15 protein-coding genes and 1 tRNA gene are annotated in these 17,625 nt (G+C 63.6%); 11 read left to right on the top strand and 5 right to left on the bottom strand.

The window, feature by feature from the left end; all coding sequences use genetic code 11:
* Window positions 1-92: 92 nt before the first annotated feature.
* Window positions 93-2,282: a selenide, water dikinase SelD gene (gene selD / locus C8N34_RS14275; RefSeq protein ID WP_108129385.1), complete on the bottom strand. Its 2,190-nt coding sequence runs from the start codon at window positions 2,280-2,282 to the stop codon at window positions 93-95.
* A 144-nt stretch (window positions 2,283-2,426) separates the two neighbouring features.
* Here selD and C8N34_RS14280 point away from each other — a divergent pair, with 144 nt between their 5' ends.
* The 4 genes from C8N34_RS14280 (at window position 2,427) to C8N34_RS14295 (ending at window position 5,815) form a co-directional block, all read left to right on the top strand.
* Entirely contained in the window at window positions 2,427-4,430 is a 2,004-nt protein-coding gene (locus C8N34_RS14280) for a hydantoinase/oxoprolinase N-terminal domain-containing protein (protein WP_108129386.1), read from the top strand.
* Window positions 4,431-4,500: 70 nt separating this feature from the next.
* A tRNA-Met gene (locus C8N34_RS14285) sits at window positions 4,501-4,577 on the top strand.
* 198 nt (window positions 4,578-4,775) lie between these two features.
* Window positions 4,776-5,600: a phage tail tip fiber protein gene (locus tag C8N34_RS14290; RefSeq protein ID WP_108129387.1), complete on the top strand. Its 825-nt coding sequence runs from the start codon at window positions 4,776-4,778 to the stop codon at window positions 5,598-5,600.
* Complete coding sequence (locus tag C8N34_RS14295; RefSeq protein ID WP_108129388.1) at window positions 5,597-5,815, top strand: hypothetical protein; 219 nt, start codon at window positions 5,597-5,599, stop codon at window positions 5,813-5,815. The genes C8N34_RS14290 and C8N34_RS14295 overlap by 4 nt, the downstream gene beginning before the upstream one ends.
* A 153-nt stretch (window positions 5,816-5,968) precedes the next feature.
* Here the strand turns inward: C8N34_RS14295 and C8N34_RS14300 are convergent, their stop codons facing one another.
* Window positions 5,969-6,376, bottom strand: a complete 408-nt coding sequence (locus tag C8N34_RS14300) for a hypothetical protein (RefSeq protein ID WP_108129389.1) — start codon at window positions 6,374-6,376, stop codon at window positions 5,969-5,971.
* A gap of 19 nt (window positions 6,377-6,395) precedes the next feature.
* Here C8N34_RS14300 and C8N34_RS14305 point away from each other — a divergent pair, with 19 nt between their 5' ends.
* The gene (locus tag C8N34_RS14305) at window positions 6,396-6,809 is read left to right on the top strand and encodes a hypothetical protein (RefSeq protein ID WP_108129390.1); all 414 of its coding nucleotides are present in this window, start codon (window positions 6,396-6,398) and stop codon (window positions 6,807-6,809) included.
* A gap of 642 nt (window positions 6,810-7,451) precedes the next feature.
* Here the strand turns inward: C8N34_RS14305 and C8N34_RS14310 are convergent.
* From C8N34_RS14310 to C8N34_RS14320, 3 genes are all read right to left on the bottom strand, one after another.
* Window positions 7,452-10,244 (bottom strand): BPTD_3080 family restriction endonuclease, encoded by a 2,793-nt coding sequence (locus C8N34_RS14310; RefSeq protein ID WP_108129391.1) that lies wholly within the window; start codon window positions 10,242-10,244, stop codon window positions 7,452-7,454.
* A gap of 5 nt (window positions 10,245-10,249) precedes the next feature.
* Window positions 10,250-13,492 carry a site-specific DNA-methyltransferase gene (locus tag C8N34_RS14315; protein WP_108129392.1) on the bottom strand — a complete coding sequence of 1,081 codons (3,243 nt, stop codon included), beginning with the start codon at window positions 13,490-13,492 and terminating at the stop codon, window positions 10,250-10,252.
* A 238-nt stretch (window positions 13,493-13,730) separates the two neighbouring features.
* A complete protein-coding gene (locus C8N34_RS14320; RefSeq protein ID WP_158640799.1) occupies window positions 13,731-14,435 on the bottom strand; it encodes a S24 family peptidase in 705 nt (234 codons plus the stop codon).
* A 99-nt stretch (window positions 14,436-14,534) separates the two neighbouring features.
* Between C8N34_RS14320 and C8N34_RS14325 the strand changes: the two genes are divergently transcribed.
* From C8N34_RS14325 to C8N34_RS27165, 6 genes are all read left to right on the top strand, one after another.
* On the top strand, window positions 14,535-14,780 hold the full coding sequence (locus C8N34_RS14325; protein ID WP_108129394.1) for a hypothetical protein: 246 nt from the start codon (window positions 14,535-14,537) through the stop codon (window positions 14,778-14,780).
* Complete coding sequence (locus C8N34_RS14330) at window positions 14,780-15,037, top strand: hypothetical protein (protein WP_108129395.1); 258 nt, start codon at window positions 14,780-14,782, stop codon at window positions 15,035-15,037. Before C8N34_RS14325 ends, C8N34_RS14330 begins: the two co-directional genes overlap by 1 nt.
* The gene (locus C8N34_RS14335) at window positions 15,034-15,285 is read left to right on the top strand and encodes a hypothetical protein (protein ID WP_108129396.1); all 252 of its coding nucleotides are present in this window, start codon (window positions 15,034-15,036) and stop codon (window positions 15,283-15,285) included. Before C8N34_RS14330 ends, C8N34_RS14335 begins: the two co-directional genes overlap by 4 nt.
* A 4-nt stretch (window positions 15,286-15,289) precedes the next feature.
* Complete coding sequence (locus C8N34_RS14340; RefSeq protein WP_108129397.1) at window positions 15,290-15,613, top strand: hypothetical protein; 324 nt, start codon at window positions 15,290-15,292, stop codon at window positions 15,611-15,613.
* 24 nt (window positions 15,614-15,637) lie between these two features.
* On the top strand, window positions 15,638-16,543 hold the full coding sequence (locus C8N34_RS14345) for a ParB/RepB/Spo0J family partition protein (RefSeq protein ID WP_108129398.1): 906 nt from the start codon (window positions 15,638-15,640) through the stop codon (window positions 16,541-16,543).
* The coding region (locus C8N34_RS27165) for a DNA-binding protein (RefSeq protein ID WP_280524206.1) at window positions 16,540-17,625 on the top strand (1,086 nt) is incomplete at its 3' end. The genes C8N34_RS14345 and C8N34_RS27165, both read left to right, overlap by 4 nt.

Genomic DNA, 17,625 nt, shown 5'->3' on the forward strand with positions numbered 1-17,625 from the left:
TGCTGGTATATACATGAAATTATCGTTAAAAATCAATATGTTTCGAGTCCCTCCGGGCCTACCACTTCCCCCGGATCAGCGGGGCAGTGTGTTTAGCGCGCGGTAATGCGCGGCGGGCCATCGGTGATATGGCCGATCAGGCTGGCCGGGCTGCCTTCTGCATGAAGAGCCGCAAGCACGCTTTCGGCCCGCCCGGCCGGGAGGCAGGCAAGAAAGCCGCCGGAGGTTTGCGGGTCGAACAGCAATGCGGTTTCGGGGCGATCCGCAGGGGCGTCCAGCCGCCCGACCAGCAAAGCCCGGTTTGCAGGCGCCAGCGACGAGGCGACACCTGCCGATGCCAGGGCTGCGGCGCCGGGCAGCAGCGGCAATGCCGCCAGGTGCAGATCAGCGGCGGTGCCCGAGGCCTCGCAAATCTCCAGCAGATGCCCGGCGAGCCCGAAGCCGGTCACATCGGTCAGGGCGCAGGCTTCGGCTGCGAGCAGCCTCGCCGCCGCCAGCGGTGCCGTGGTCATCGAGGCCAGCGCCGCCGCATAGGAATCCCCCAGCAGGCCACCGGGCAGACGGGTGCCCGCCATCTCGGCCGCCAGAATGGTGCCGGTGCCCAGCGGTTTGGTCAGCAGGATCGCATCGCCCGGTTGCGCGCCGCCCTTGCGGCGGATCTGCGCGGCCTCACCGGTGACGGTGAAGCCCAGGGTCAGCTCGGCACCGATGCTGGTATGCCCGCCGATGATAGCCGCCCCCGCCTCGGCAAAGGCGGCACCAGCCATGGCCATGATCTCGGCCAGCATTTCGGCCTGAAGCCGGTCTGACAGGCGGGGCAGGGTGATCTGCGCCAGTGCGGCGCGCGGGGTGGCACCCATGGCCCAGACATCGCCCATCGCATGCAGCGCGGTGATGCGGGCCATGATGCCGGGGTCAAGGCTGAAGGCGCGCAGGTGATCGGTGGTCAGCACCTCGAACCCCGTGCCCCGCCGGATCACCGCCGCATCGTCGCCGGGGCCGGTGAGGATATCCGGGTCCGTCGTGTCGGGCAGGCGGGCCAGCGCCGCCGCGAGTGGCTCCGCGCCCACTTTCGCCCCGCAGCCGCCACAGAGCGGTTTGGGCCCCAGCGCCTCGGCCAGGCCCGCGGCGGCCGGTTGCGGCAGTGGCGGCACCGGCATCGCGGGATAGCTGGTGAACTTCGCCATGAAGGTGCGGTCGATCCGATCCTTCCAGCGCCAGAGCAGTGGATGTGTCAGCCGCAGCCCAAACTTGTCGGCCACTGCATTCCGCCGCCCGGTCGAGACCAGCTTGAGGTAATCGCGTTGCGGCTGATAGCGGCGCATCGTGCCGGTTTCCGCCAGCGCCACGCGCAGGTTATGCAGCAGCACCGGCGCTTCGCGCACTGCAAAGACCCCGGCCTTGGGGCGCGGTGCATGGGACAGATGCGCGCAATCCCCTGCGGCGAAGATCGCGGGGTCCGAGCTTTGCAGTGTCGGGCCGACGGTGATGAAGCCGTCGTGCAGGTCCAGCCCGGTATCGGCAAGCCAGCCCTGCGGCCGTGACCCGGCGACGGAAAGCGTGAAATCCGAGGGCAGCTCGCGCCCGTCGGTCAGGGTCACACTTTCAGCCCGTATCTTCGCGGGCGTGGCGCCTGTCAGCAGCGTTACACCCTCGCGCGTCAGTTCTGCCAGCAGGGCGGCACGCGCACCGGTGCCGATATGGGGAAGGGCGGTTGCCTCGCGCTCCAGCAGCGTGACCTGTGGGGTTACGCCAGCACCGCGCAGCCGATGCGCCGAGGCCAGCGCCAGTTCGACCCCGCCGACCCCGGCCCCCACGATGACCACATGCGAGGCGGGCAGGGCGCGTGTGACGAAAGCCTCCCACGCCTCGGCATAGGCACCCAAAGGCTTGGCAGAAATGCCATGCGCGGCATAGCCCGGCAACCCGGGCAGGCCCGAGCCGATGCCAATGTCAATCGAGGCGATGTCATAGGCGACCGGCCCGCGCCCCTCCAGCAGCACATGGCGGCTGGCGCGGTCGATCCCCACCGCGCGATCCAGGATCACCCGCGCGCCCGCAAAGCGCGCCAGCGGCACGAGGTCGATCATGATCTCGTCGCGCCGGTAATGCCCGGCGATCAGGCCGGGCAGCATGCCGGTATAGGGCGCCACCGGGCCGGGGTTGATCACGGTCAGCCGCGCGCCGGGTAGCGGCCGCATCCCCCACATCCGCAGCACGAGCGCATGCGCATGGCCGCCACCCACCAGCACCAGATCCCTTGTTTGCGGAAAACCCTGCATCCTGCCCCCGTCGCGCCTGCCGCAGCCTATCTGCCTCCAAGGGCCATGGCGAGAGGCGCGGCTGCGACATCTTGGGTCGCAGGCGGGGATGACCTTGCCCCGCGCGGCAGCTATCGGAAAGGGGCGGAACAGGAACGGCGAGACATGAAATACCTTCTGGGCGTGGATACGGGCGGCACCTACACCGATGCGGCGATCATGGACGAGGCAGCGACGCAGGTGGTGGGCAAGGCGAAATCGCTGACCACGCGCGCTGATCTCAGCCTCGGGATTGGCCGCGCTGTCGATGCGGCACTGGCGGCGGCGCAGGTCGCGCCTGCCGACGTGGCCATGGTGTCACTGTCCACGACGCTCGCCACCAATGCGCTGGTCGAGGGGCAGGGCGGCCGCGTCGCGCTGGTATTCATCGGCTTCGATGCCGCCGATCTGGAACGCGGCGGCCTGACCGAGGCTTTGGGCGGTGATCCGGTGATCCGTCTGGCGGGCGGTCACGAACATTCCGGTGCCGAGTCCGCACCGCTGGATCTTGCCACGCTGGAGGCTGAGGCCGCGCGGCTGGCGCCCGATGTCATGGGTTTTGCCGTGGCCGCCCGTTTTGCCACCCGCAACCCGGCACATGAGGTCGCGGCCCGCGCCGCGATCCGTGCCGCGACCGGGCGGCCGGTGACCTGCTCGCACGAGCTTTCGGCCGGGCTGAACGGCCCGAAACGCGCGCTGACCGCCGTTCTGAATGCGCGGCTGATTGGGATGATCGACCGGCTGGTCGCGGCCTGCGAGCGGCATCTGGCCGCTGTCGGCATCGACGCGCCGCTGATGGTGGTGCGTGGCGACGGCGCGCTGATTTCCGCCGCCATGGTGCGGGAACGTCCCATTGAAACCATCCTCTCCGGCCCCGCCGCCAGCATCGTCGGTGCGCGCTGGCTGACGGGCGAGCCTGATGCGCTGGTCTCCGATATCGGCGGCACCACCACCGACGTGGCGCTGCTGAAAGACGGGTTGCCCGAGATCGACCCGGAAGGTGCGCGCGTCGGTGGCTTCCGCACCATGGTCGAGGCCGTGGCGATGCGCACCACCGGCCTTGGGGGCGATTCAGAGGTGCATCTGCTGCAAGCAGGGCTTGAGGGTGGGTTGCGGCTTGGCCCCCGGCGGCTGGTGCCGGTCTCGCTTCTGGCGGTCGATCATGCGGAGATGGTGCATGCGGCACTGGACCGTGCGTTGTCGGCCGAGGTCTCGGGCGATTTCGACGGGCGTTTTGTCATCCCGATGCAGGGCCAGACCGGCGGGCTGACCGCGCGGGAGGCCGCGCTGCTGGCCCGGATCGACGCGCCGATGCCGATGGCCCGCCCGATCACCTCGCGACTGGAGGTAGCGGCGATGGACCGGCTGGTCGCGCGCGGGCTGGTGATGATTTCCGGCGTTACCCCTTCGGATGCCAGTCATGTTCTGGGGGGTCTGGCCGATTGGGATGCTTTGGCCTCTGAAAAGGCGCTGCGCCTGCTGGGGCGGCGGCGGACAGGGCGGGGCGAGCGTTTTGCCACCGATCCGGCGGTTCTGGCGCGGATGATCGTCGACCAGTTGACCGCGCAAACCGTCGATTGCCTGCTGGAGGCCGCCTTCGCCGAAGATCCGGCTTTCGCAGGTGAGGCGCCTGAGGTTCTGGCGCGCCACCTGCTGACCCGGCAGGGGCTGGCGCGGCATCGCGGCGTGGTTGACATCGGGCTGCGGCTGGCGGTGCCGGTGATCGGCCTCGGCGCCTCGGCGCCCTTTTATTACGGCGCGGTCGGGGATCGGCTTGGCAGCCGGATGATCCTCCCGGAACATGCCGGGGTTGCCAATGCCATTGGCGCCGTGGTCGGCCAGGTCAGCCAGCGCGCCACCGGCCTTGTCACCAGCCCCGGAGAAGGGCGCTTCATTGCCCATCTGCCCGCCGGCAACGTGCTGTTTTCCAGTGCTGATTCCGCCTTGGCCGCGCTGGAGACCGCACTTGCCGACGAGGCGCGCAGCCGCGCCGCCCGTGCCGGTGCCGAGGAAGTGCATATCGCCACCCACCGCGACATCCGCGAGGCCGAGGTGGAGGGTAACCGCATGTTCCTTGAGGCCACGCTCAGTGTCATCGCCTCGGGGCGACCGCGCGTGGCGCATGACTGAAGCGGCAGGTGAGAAAAGTTGCGATTCCCGCTTGACCTCCCCGCCGGGCTTCACTAGGAACCGCGCCAGTGGCTAGGTAGCTCAGTTGGTTAGAGCACACGACTCATAATCGTGGGGTCGGGGGTTCAAATCCCCCCCTCGCCACCACTCAATCAAGTAATATCGAGCCGTTGGGTGGGGTGCCGGAAGTGGTGCGTTGGAGCGTCTAAACGATCTTCGTGTTGACGGTCCTTTTCCGGCAGATCAATGGCCCGACCGGGCTGACGCCCCGGGATCGGCGATCTGTGGTTTGACACTTCGAGCAACAGCAAATGCTACCGCTGGGGCGGGGCCAACTGGATCTCTGTGCAGGACGGCAATATTCCCGATCTGCTGTCCACCACATCGGCGCAGTCTTCGGCGATCACCAGCCTGCAGAATGATCTGGCGGGCAAGGCCCCGGCCTCGGCGCTGAATGCCCTGACGACGCGGGTGACGACGGCGGAGGGCAATATCACCGCCAATGCCGGTGCCCTGACGGCGCTCAGCGCCGATGTGGGGAAGTTCGCGGCGGCAGGAAAGTTCCGGGTCAGCGTCGAGGCCACGCCTTCCGGTGCCACTTCGCGCATCGGCCTTTCCGCCACGGCCTCGGGCGGGGCCACCACCCAGACGGCGGCGCTGTTTCTGGAGGCCACCAGCTCGGGCGTGGGGCGGGTGCTGATCGATGCCGACCGCTTTGCCATCCTCAACGGAACCACACGGGATGTGCCCTTCGTGGTGGATGGTGGCGCCACCTATATCAGGAAGGCCATGATCAAATCCGGCGATATCGATGCCGACAAGATCGACACCGACAGCTTCAGCACTGCCGGCATGGCGCTGTTCGGCGGCACGCTGCAATCCGACAATTATGCCCCGGGCGCGGCGGGCTGGCGCATCCGCAGGAACGGTGTTGCCGAGTTCTGGGGCCTGATCGTGCGCGGCTCGATCCAGGACGGTGCGGTCTCTGACCGGGCGGTCACCGCGCGGCCGGGCGACTGGACCAATGACACGACGGGGTCCTGGAGTGTGGTGAACACCGTCACCCTGACCGGCCTGTCCCCCGATGCCATCTACTTTGCCAATATCAAGCTGGAGAGCACCGCAAGTATGCGCCAGTATGTCCGCAGCCGTGGAGGTGAGACCGCATGAGCAACTTTGCAGGCGGTGTAATCGTGGTCCTGCTGCTGATCTTTAATGTTTGGCTCTACTTTTTCGTACCGGCGTCCATGGCGACCGAGCGCGGCCGGTCGCCTGTTGCCTGGGTCATTGTCGGTTTGTTGCTGACACCATTCGCTGCCATCATAGCGCTGGTGTTTCTCGGCGGAACTCCTGGAACGCCTCCCTCGGGTTTACGCAAGTCGTAGAAGAGAAGCCGATCTACGGACCTGTGCCTTCGGTAGCTAAGCCTTTTGCCGCTGGTCGTGACCTAGGACTTTCTGTTAGGCAGCGCTCAGCGAAACGGTCGTTCGCTTGATGCCGCAGTTCGATAACTCGGTGCAAACCGTTGGTCTAGGCGTTCAAGTTCCGATGATGGATCTGACAAAGAGATCAAGGGTCCGCCCTGCCGGACGATGCGAGATTGACGCGCATCGATGGGCGAGATGCTGAACGATGTTTGCATCCTCATAGAGCTCGGTCTCAAACAATTCGAGGACCCCAATGGCCCGACCGATGTCTTTGCCGTAGGCTGCCAGATCAACTTTCTGGTTCTGGAAACCAGCGGCCTTGGTCGGGAAAGGATAGGCGATGTTCAATTCGAAAATTCGATCATTCGCACTGCGAACAAGGAAGGCTTGCCCGTAATGGGTATCGTTGCCGAAATTCGAGTTAGGATCCTTGGCGCCGAAGTCGATATAGGCATACCGATAAGGATCGCTGATTGGCAGCAGGACAGTGCGCCCGCGCGGGAAACGTTCATGAAGCATCGGCTGAGGAGGCCGCAGAATGAGCATCGACTGGAGCAGGACGATTACCGCCGAGGCCCGCGCCGCAACCGCGCTGGAGGCCGCCAAAGCCGAGGCCCGTGTCACGCTGGCAGCGGCCGTCACCGCCGCCCGCGCCACGCTGATCACCGATCTGCCGGGGCAGAGCATGATCTACCTCGCCAAGGAAGCTGAAGCCCGCGCCTGGATGGCCGATCCCATACCGGACCCCGCCGCCTATCCGCTGCTTTCGGCCGAGCTGGGCATCACCGCCCCCGATGGCGCCAGCCTCGCGCAGATCTGGCTCAACCTCGCCACCCTCTGGCGCAGCACCGCCGCCGGTCTGGAGGCCCTCCGCCTCACCGCCAGCGCCGCAATCGACGCCGCGACGACACTTGAGGAGGTCGGCTCGGCGATGGAAGGCCTGGTGATTTGAGGGCTGGCGTTAACCGGGGCTTTGCAGCACCCTTTGACGGTAGAGGCAAAAAATCGCTCTGCTGCAGGATTTGGTGTAAAACTCTGCAGCTTTTGCCGTCACGCTACATCAGTCACGCTACAGCCGTCACGCTACAGCTGTGAGTTGACACAGAAAACTGCACAAAGGTGGGAACAGTCGGGAAGGAGTGGGATGCTTTGGTAAGTCATTGGTTCAAGGTAGTTTTATGAGGTTTAGATCTCGCTCCGGCTGCTTGCCTGTCGGGGAAACTATGAACGCAAGCGCGTAAGCCCCTTTATGTTAGATCTTCGAAACGGGCGATTTGCCCTGCGGAGAAGGGACCGTTTAAGTGTCCGTTTTCACGACGAGAAATTGCGATCTTGAGCCTGTGGCGGCTGAAAATCGCGGCTGAACTGGCCATCCGAACATGCAAATCGGGCCGCAAGTTTCCGGAGCCAGTTGCATGTTCGGTTAAGTCATTGATTTTGCGTCGGTTTGACCTACAGAGCCGCGCAATGCCTCGCCCAGAACATGCAACTGATTTTTCGCCTGCGGATGCTTGATTGGCAGGGGTCTTCTATGAGGCGGGCGACTGCGTCGAAGGGTAACTCAGGCGAAACGCCTGAGGGATTTCTGCACAGTCTAAGAATGCCTCGAAACGATGTCATGCACCTGCGCGGCCTCAAATGCGACGTCGCATGCCCATGTTCCAAAACCGCCTGCAGAGTTGATGGCACTTACCCATTCGGCCAGCGCGTCGCGCTTGGCCTTATTCTGTGGGCTGTCTACCCCTTTGATTTCAAGCGCGAGGGTGACGCCATTCCGTAACCGGACTATGAAATCCGGGACGTAACGCCGCCGCGATCCTTGCCAGAGGTAGTGGATATGGAATCCAAGGTGATCATTCTTGGCGAAGGACACGACTTCATCCCGCGTCTCGAAGACGTTCGCGGCATAGCCTTCCCAAGCGGAGTCCCCGACCACGTGGCTGATATGGGACTTGATGGTCGGGTAGTTGGGCTTCGTCGTATACCAAGGGCGCATCTGGCTGGTGCTGCCGATAGGGTTTTCCTCATCAAAGACCGGCGTCAGCTCGGTCGTGTTCTGGCTGGTAACGAACCGCATCAGGTGCTGAACCACGGTGTCGATGTTCAGCGCAATCAACACACGGCGGCGGATAGGGTCGGCGTGGAACAAAGACGGGATGTCCACCTTTGCACTGGCGAGGAAGGTTTCGACCAGACGGATCAACTGCAGCAGGAGGTATTCCTCGTTACCGCTGAAGTTACCCTTCAATGTAGAGAAGGCCTTTCGCGCCGCAACGAAGGTAAGCCGTTGCAGCCGAAAGCCCTCGGGCAACGATGCCAGATCGATACTGCGGACCTTGCTCATGTCCGTGGCGCCGCCAAGCGCGGGGGCAAGTTCTGCTGAGATCGCTGTGGCTGCCGGATCGAGGGTCAACACATCGACAGCATCCCAGTCGACCGTCAGAACCGGCTTCACCACGGTTTCGATCCGCAGTATATTCGGCCAGCACAGTTCGAATTCTGCCCGTTCGGGGATCACGTCGATCTGGGTAGAAGGCTTCGGTGGCGGTGGCGCCTCACCGCCCTCAGCGGGTTCGTAAATCGACAGCGGCACGCCGAAGACGTTGACGTATTCCGGGCGGAACAGACCATTTTCGTCGGTGTCATAGGTCACGCGCCGAAGGCCACGGCCGATGACCTGTTCGCAGAGCAACTGCGAGGTGAATGCCCTGAGCCCCATGATGTGTGTGACGTTCTTCGCGTCCCACCCCTCGGACAGCATGGCGACCGAGATGACTTTTTGAAGGTCCTGCCCGGCGCCGCCGCGTTTGCCGACGTTGTCGACGATCTCGCGCAGAAGCTCCTCTTTCTTGAGGGCCTTGAGCCGATCCTTCCGGGACTCCGGGATCCGGGCCGCATCCACGATCCCTTGCAGCCGCTCCTCATAGCCCTTGTCGGCCGTGGCGGTCTCCCCGACCTCGGCCTTCTCGAGCACGCGCGAGTCGACGCGAAGGGTCTGCATGGGCGAGGACAGTTCCTGCCAATGCACGTCGCCCTGATTGAAGTAGTGCTCGATCCTGGCGGCGGTCTCTGTCCGATTGCAGACCGTCAGCATCACGGGGGGGGAGTGGTGTCCTGCCTCCGCCCACTGGCTCCGGGTTTCGCGCCAGTCCGCGCCCAGCAGGGTGTAGGCGTCCTGCACCAGCTTTGGCAGTGCTTCGTGCGGTTCCGCACCTCTCCTGTTCAGGTCGTCTGACACCTCCTTCTCACGGTAGAGGTGATAGAGTTTTGGGCGAAGTGTCTGGGCATTCGGCATTCCGCCATCGCGCACTACGACGCGCGGCGTCTTGACCAGCCCCGCCTCGATCGCGTCGTTCAGACCGAAGTCCGAGACGATCCAGTCGAACAGCGCGGTGTCGGTGCTGGCTTTGCCAGTTGGCGCAAAGGGGGTGGCGGACAGGTCGAAGCAGCGCTGGATGCGGCGGGTCTTGTGCAGCCGGTCCAGCCCATCGATCCAGCGCGTCGCCTCGTCCAGGTCGATTCCCTGTTCCGCGGCCGCCTTCTTGCTGATCTTCACCTCGGCGGGCTTGCGATAGGCATGGTGCGCTTCGTCGTTGATCACGACGATGTCCTTGTGCGCCGCCAGCTTGCCTAGCACGCGCCGGGTAAAGGCCTCGTCGGACTCAGCGCCTTTTTTCACGACGGACCGCTTCGGTTCGGCCGCGGGCATCAGCGTATGCCAGTTCTCGATCCGCACCTCGGCCTGGTTCAACTTCTGGCGCATCGCCTCGGACGGGCACAGGTTGAACTCGTCGTAATAGCTGCCCTCGCTGGGCATCAGCACCTGCAGCCGTTCCTTCACGGTCAGCCCCGGCGCCACGATGAAGATCGCCCGCGCGAAATCTTTGTTCCGCTTGGGATAAGTCAGCGCGTTCAGCACCTGCCAGGTGATGATCATCGACATGACCGTGGTCTTGCCCGACCCGGTTGCCATCTTGTTGCAGAGCCGCTCCCACGGGCCACCATCGCCCGGAATGACGATCCCCTGCTTGAATTCCTCGGCCCCCTCGACCCACCAGATCAGGGTCTCGATCGCCTCCAGCTGGCAGAAGTAGAAGGGATAGGGCCGGATGCCCTCGGTCCGGTCGTGCCAGTGTTCCAGCAGTTTGCGCGTGACGATGGTGATGCCGGGCCAGCCTGCCGCGCGCCATGCATCCACCCGGCCGCGGATCGTGTTCACCAGGTTAAGCGTTTCCACCCGTTTGGTGTTGTTGCGCGAGTCGATCACTTCGTAACTCGCAGGGCGGCGTTCGGGCTTAATTTCCAGCTTCGCGCCCTGGCCTTCCACCCAGTGCTGGGCCGGGCAAACGAAGGGCGAGTTGATGATCAGGGACTTCGGCTTCTCCATGCGCTTCAAGCCCCCAGCGCGATGATCTTGAGGCTTTCGATCCCCCGGTCATCGACGATCTTTACCGCAACCCGCCGCTGATCCCCCGCCTCGAAGGGCAGCGACACCGTGCCGTGGAACTGCTCCAGCAGGTCCTCGTCCAGCTCGGCGCGGATGGTCTTTTTCAGGCGGTTCCAGCCGTCCTTCGCCCCGGCCATGGGGAAGAACACCTGATGCGGCATCAGGCTACGACCGTCATAGTCGGTATCCAGCGACCACATGGCGATGTTCTGCGGCCCACCGCCTTCAAGCTTTCCTGTTCTTGGGTCGAAATAATCAAAGCCAACTACATGGATACGATACATCCCATTTGGGAGCTCTTCGGGGTAGGCTTCAGGCTGGCCCATCAGCCAGAAGCTCTGGTTCGATGATTTCGCCTTTTTCAGATCCTCGGTCAGCAGGTCAGTGTTCATCTGCGCCTTCAGCAGGGTCACGCCCGGCCATTGCATCTCGTCGATATCCTTGGCGGCCTCGGGGTCAAAGGTGAAGGCGCAGAACACCACGAACTTGGGCTTCGGCACCAGCTTCTGCGCGTCCTCGATGGCGCGTTCGACCTGCTTTTGCTCCAGCGCGGCGTGTTCGGGGCCGAAACTGACGGCAATCGTCTCGCCCGTCTCGGCGACCGAGCCCACGGCATGGATATGCGACAGGCCGGGGGCGACCTGCAGATCGGTGATCTTCAGCATCGCGCCGCCCTTGGCGCGCAGGCCGGTGCGGACCAGTTCATCGCGCCACTGCGTCTGGCGCGAGGTTTCACCGGACCGCGCGACCGTGGCATCAGCCTGGTCGGGGGCGATCACATCGTCCAGCGACAGGACCGATGGCGCGGGCACAGCCTCGACGCTGAAGGGGCCGGTGATGCGCAGGCGGGTCTTGTCCACCTCTGGCTTGTCATACAGCGTTTCCTGATCGGCATGGGCCTTGATGCTGGCATCCATCGCGGCCTGCATCGCCTGCCGCGCGGCGTGGAACGCGGCGAAGGGTTCGGCAGCGGCGGCGGGCCAGTCGTCGGGCAGATCAAACGGCACTTCCCATTCCTCCAGCCTCTCGCCCTTGGCGAAGGTCACGGGCTTGCCCTTGCGCGCGCCTTGGGCGGGGCGGAAGGGCGGGGCGTTGCTGAGGGTGGCGTTCAGCGCGTCCAGCGCCGTGACGATGGCGGGGTGTTTGCTGTCGTAGATCGAGTCGATCTCAGGGTTGGTGACGATTGACTTCAACATGATGTGGGGGATGGTCTTGTAAACGAACCCACCTTTCAGCCCTTCATGTGGATAGGCGAGACGGAAGTAGTCGAAACTGGCGGTCATCAGCCGCTGCTTGGCCAGCGTGATCGCCACGCGGCTGGTGTCGCAGGTGATCCAGCGGCGGCCCCATTTTTCGGCGACGAAGGCGGTGGTGCCCGAGCCGCAGGTTGGGTCGAGCACCAGATCGCCTGGGTCTGTGGTCATCAACATGCAGCGTTCGACGACCTTCTGAACCGTCTGAACAACATAAACTTTATCCGCCATAAAGCTCGCGCCGACATCGGTCCAGTTGTTCGAGATAGGAAATACAGGGAAGTCGTCGAGGAAGCGGACATAACCGATACGTGAGTCTGTTCCCTCAATGCGGGCGGCCTTTTTTAGCCGCTCCATGCCCTCCTCGTTGGTTTTCCAGCGAACTTGCATGGATGGACGATATTCTTGCCCGCACAGCGAAACGGGGAACCAAGAGGCCGCGCCCTCGCCCTTTTCACGGCCTGCGCCTTGGCTTGTTATGTTGTCTAGACTGTAGATTTTGGAGCCGGGGACAGCAGAGGCCGGAACGTCATCGACGTAGGAATTGGCGCTAACGCTACCAAACTTAGGATTGAAAACCCGATTATAGTTAGTGCCGCCAGCTTCGCCAGCCGCCTTCTCATTATATATCGGTCGAAACTTTATTTTCCCGTCTTTGACCGACTTTCCATACCACACAATGTAATCTGCGACATTCGATAGATTGTCGTTTGTTGAGCTTGAGGTTTTAACAAATGTGATCACAGAGACAAAATTCTCAGCTCCAAGAACCTCGTCGAGAATCTCTCGCACATGATGCAAGTTCTCGTCGCCAATCTGCACGAAGACCGACCCGCTCTCGTGCAGCAGCTCTTTGGCCAACCACAGCCGGTCGCGCAGATAGGTCAGGTAGGAATGGATGCCCAGTTCCCAGGTGTCCCGGAACGCCTTGATCATCTCGGGTTCCTGGGTCAGGTCCGCATCCGCGCCGTCCTTCACGTCGCGCTTGTTGGTGAAGGGCTGAAAGTTCGACCCGTATTTGATGCCATAGGGCGGGTCGATGTAGATCATCTGCACCCGGCCCGCCATCGCCTCTTTCTGCAAAAGCGAGTTCATCACCAGCAGGCTGTCGCCCGCGATCAGCCGGTTCGACCAGCCCTTTTCGTGGTGGTAGAAATCCAGCGCCTGCCGCAGCGGCAGGTTTTCGAACGGAGCGGCGAACAGATCGGCCTGACGCCAGACCTCGGCCGCCTTCGCCTCACCCTTCAGCCGCTTGCGCGCATTGGCCAGAATCGTCGCCGGGTCCACCCGTTCATGGACATGCAGGGATACGGTATCGACCTGAAAGCTCGTCCTCTCCGCCTTGCCCGCCCAGTTGAGGTAAGGCGCCTGCAACGCGCGCAGTTCCGCCAGCGCATCCTTCATCGTGGCAGGATTGTCCGAGGCCAGCGCATCGTCGATCAGCTTTTCCACCCGGGCGCGCTGGCTGTCGAACATCAGCGCCGGGTCAAGGTGCGGATCATAGGCCCAGACGGTTTTCGGCTGGTCGGGGTCATTGTCGGGGTGGACCATGCCGACCTCGGGGTTGTTCACCCGCGTGTCGGTGTGGCGATAGCTGATGACCTGCGCCGGTTCACCCGACTTGCGCGGCGCGGCCTTGGCCTTGGCAGCAGGGCGTTTCGCCTTCGGTGCGGGTTCCTCGGTCGGGGTCAGTTCGAAATCGTCGTCCTGATCCTCGTCCTCGTCATCCTCGGTGATCAGGTAAACCGACCCGCCGCGCCCCTTGCCCTTGCCAAGGATGCCTTCATCCACCAGCGCGTCCTTGGCCGCGGCGTAATCCTCGTCCGTCAGATTGGGCAGGGTTTCCCGCAGCCGCGCGATCAGGGCACCATTGCCGATGGCAGAGCCGTCTTCGGGAATATGGCTAAGGACAAGATCACGCAGTGAATCGGACATAGGGAACCTTCGGCATCATAATTCAGGGTCAAGCTAAGGAATTTTCGGTTAGATTACAGCCCCTAGTTGATGAGTGTGGTCAGGTCATCGGAACCAGGTTCTTTTCACTCAGAGCCTGCTACTGCGCGACCGGAAAATTCGACACCTGAAGCTCGGCCTGCGCTTCGGGTTTGTCGCCTCCGCTGCGGCTGATGGTTTCGCTGGTGGTCACGGCGGTTTCCTCCGCAGCGAAGTTCCTTCATTCTCGGTTCGTATGCCCCCACCAGACTACCTTACCGATAATGTTGCTTTCGGCCCCCTCGGTTAGTTGCATAATTCGAGGTAAGTAGTCGGGATTGTCACTGACCAGTAGCAGTTGGTCTTCGGCAGGTCGAAGCAGCCGCTTAACCTGAGCACCATCTGTGCCGCGCAGCGCGAAAATCGGGGCACGATGCCGAACATCAATCGTATGGGCGGTGCGCAAAGGCGGAGTTCGTTTGCTGGTATCGATAAGCACCACATCGCCGGGGGCGATTGTTGGCATCATACTGTCGCCCTGCACACGGGCCAGCCGTGCAGCCGAGGTGTTGATGCCCTCACGCTTAAGCCAGTCACGCTTAAACGCCATGTGTTCAACGACGTGTTCAGTGCTGTTTTCCATGCCACCGCCAGCAGCCAGTGATGCGTCATGGAGCGGGATTTGCGCATAGTCCGAGCCATTGATCATGACTTGTTGGACCGGCCCTGTTTCCCGTGGCGGGCCAAAGTAACATTCTAGCCCCAGAACATCTGCCAACTTTTGCAGCGCATGGAAGTTCGTCCGGCGATCTTCAGGGGATGTGGCTCGGGAAGAGCGTAGATTCTTGATCAGCGCATAGTTCCCAACTGCGAGTTTCGACGCAGCTGCATCAGACAGGCCCTTCCGGGCCAGCGCTGCATCAATCGTCGATAGGAGCTCGTCCATTGGGTCCATTCGACTTCTGTTAGCCGATTCGGGCTAAATCGACAATACATAGCCGATACGGGCTTGAATATATCGGCCCGTATCGGCTAAATTTGCTGTATGGAACAGAAGCAAGCCCTCATCACTCTCGCGGACACGCTGGCCAAGCACCAAGGCGTGACGCACTTCGCGATCTCGATGCGCGCCCTCGGCAAGGGCGACTTCTTCAAAAAGCTGAAAGGCGGCGGGGATTGCCGCACTGCGACTGCCGCCCGTGTTCTTGCGTGGCTTGATCAGTATTGGCCGATCGATCTCGCATGGCCCGCTGACATCTCGCGCCCCTCGAAATCGAAGGATGCCGCGTGATGTCGTTTCAACCCTTTTCGCCGGGGTCGGTTGGCCCCTGCCGCGGCGAGGGCCGCCCCGATCCGGCTGGTAAGGCAGTCCGGCTGGATCGGGGTGTGCCGCGCCCGTCGCTCTGGCGGCGCCTGCGCGCGCTGGATGACCGCATCAATGATTGCTGGATCGGTGACCTCCTCGGCATCGCCTCGCTGGTGGCGCTGGTGGTCTGCACGCCGGTCCTGCTGCCCATGTTCATCATCATTTTCGGAGGAAACCCGTGAAGGATCACATCGAACCCCTGTCGAAGTGCCAGTTGTTTGAGGCCATCCGCCACCACGCGAAAATCTATCGCGAGCAGGATCGCCTGCACGGTGATGCCGTGATTGCAGGCAATCTGGATTTGGCTGACTCGCACCTTGAGGCGTCCAGCGATGCCTTTGCCGAGTGCGTCTTTGCCATGGCCATGGCCGAGGAATGCGGGCTGATGGACGAGCTGGCCGGTTTCCTGACCGCCAGCTACGGGGGCTGAGGCGATGCTTGGCACCTTCAGCGCCCCCGAACAGCGGATCCACGTCGAGCGGATCGGCGGCCGGCTCCGGGTGATCAGCCCCGAAGGCAAGCTTGTCGGGCCGCCCTTCGAAAGCCGCCGGGCCGCCGTGGAGGCCGCGCGGGCGATGCAGGCAGAGGCAGACCGCCATGCCAAACGCGGGCCGCGCCCCTGCATGTGCTGCGGGCGAAACTTCGACAGCGAGGGCATCCACAACCGGCTGTGCGCGCATTGCCGCAACCGGGGCGATGCCGCCTCGCTGAGCATTCCGACCAATTCGATAGCGAAGATCCGTCGCGCGGCGTCGTGACGGCGAAGACCAAGGGGCCAAACCGTGAAACCACCGACCTTGATGCAGCAGAACCGGGTGCGGATCGCCGATATCGTGATCGATTCCCGCCTGCGCCCGGTCAGCGCAGCGGGCGTTGAAAGCCTGATCACCTCGATCAGCGAAACCGGGGTGATGAAGGACGCCATTCATCTGCGCAAGAAGAAGGATGGCAGCCTGCACCTGCTGGCAGGCGCCCATCGCACCGAAGCCGCCCGGCGTCTGGGCTGGGACGAGATCGAGGCGAAGATCTGGACGGACGTGACCGACGACTGGGCGCGACTGATCGAGATTGACGACAACCTTGCCGGTGCCGAAATGAACGCCCTTGATACGGCGGTGTTTCTGGCCACCCGCAAGGCCATCTATGAGCGCCTGCACCCGGAAACGCGACGTGGCGTTGCCGGTGCCGCTGGGCGTTGGGATGCAACTGAACCGAGTTCAGTTGCATTCGTGAAATCCACTGCCGACAAATTCGGCATGACCGAGCGGCAGGTTTTTAAGATCGTCGCCGCCGGTTCCAGACTTGGCCCCGACGAGGTTGCAAGCCTGCGCGCGGCGCCGCGTCAGGTCAGCCTGAAAGACCTGACCGAAATCGCGAAGATCAGCCAGCCGACGGATCGCTATGATGTGGTGCGCCTGCTGTCCGAAGGGGGCGCGAAATCCGCAGCCGAGGCCATGCGCAGCCTCAGATCCGGTCTTCAGCCCATCGTAAAAGACCCAGTTGACGAAGAATTCAAGGCGCTTCTGAACGCCTGGTCGCGCGCACGGCTCGTGGCGCGGCGCCGGTTTGTCGAGGATGTCTTTGCGGACCTTTCGCCCCTGATGACTGCGCAGACCAGCCCCGGCGACGGGGCCGAGGCGGCGGAGATCGTGCCGTTCCGGTCGCGGGGTCGGGAGGGGCAGGCATGACGCTGACTCCGAAACAGGAATGGTGGACCACCACGGAACTGGCAGCCAGCGGCCTGCCGGATGTGCCGGACACGCGGCAGGGTGTCGATGCCATGGCCGAGCGCCAGCACTGGCGCGCGCATCCGCATTACGCCCGGCGTCGCTCCGGTCGCGGCGGTGGCTGGGAATATTGCTGGCGACTGCTGCCCGCGCGGGCGCAACGGCGCCTGCTGGCCGAGGTTGCGCCAGCGGGCGGGGCAGGGGCCGAGCGTCCGGAGCGCGATACCGCATGGGCATGGTTCGAACGGCTGCCCGAGGCGGTGCAGGGCAAGGCGCGTGCGAAACTTCTGGTGATCCAGGCGGTCGAGGCGCTGGAGCCGGTGCTGGGCCGGGATCAGGCGATCCGGCAGGTCGCAGCGGCTGAAGGCAAGGGCGTGCGCACGATCTGGGGCTGGCTCTCGCTGGTCGAAGGCGTGCGGCCCGATGACCGTCTGCCCTATCTCGCGGATCGCCACCGCGTCGAAACCGCGCCCCGGGGGGCAAGATCGGAGGTTGCGCCGGATTTCTTCGAACTGATCAAGAGCGATTTCCTGCGGTCCTCGGGGCCGAGCTTTTCGAGCTGCTATCGGCACCTGCATATCGACTTCGACGAGGCGCTGCGCGACGGGCTCTATCAGCGGATCTGCCTGCGCACCGGCGATGCCTGGACGCCTGCGGCCGAGGCGGGCTGGCGGCAGGAGATCATCGACTTCTATGGCGAGGGCGCGGATGAGGAACTGTTCTGCATCCCGGCGCTCGGCTCCGGGGCCTGGCTGCCCGCGCCGCTGATCGAGGCGCGGATGACCGCGCCCGGCAGGGTGATGCGGCTGGAGCTTCCGGCGGATTACCTGCACCGCCCGGCGCTGGATCAGGAAGCGCTGATGGCGCCGTTTCTGGAGGAGCTGGGCGAGGTGCTGGCCGGGATCGACCTTGGGCCGCTCTATGCCTTCGGCTTCGACTTCGGCCGGGTGGCCGACCTGTCCACGGTCAGTTTGCTGGCCATTGAAGCCGGTCTCAAACGCCGCGAGGCGCTGGCGCTGGAAATGCGCAACGTGCCCGGCGAC

It is taken from the genome of Gemmobacter caeni (genome assembly GCF_003054195.1).
In the GTDB taxonomy this organism is placed as follows: Bacteria; Pseudomonadota; Alphaproteobacteria; order Rhodobacterales; family Rhodobacteraceae; genus Gemmobacter; species Gemmobacter caeni.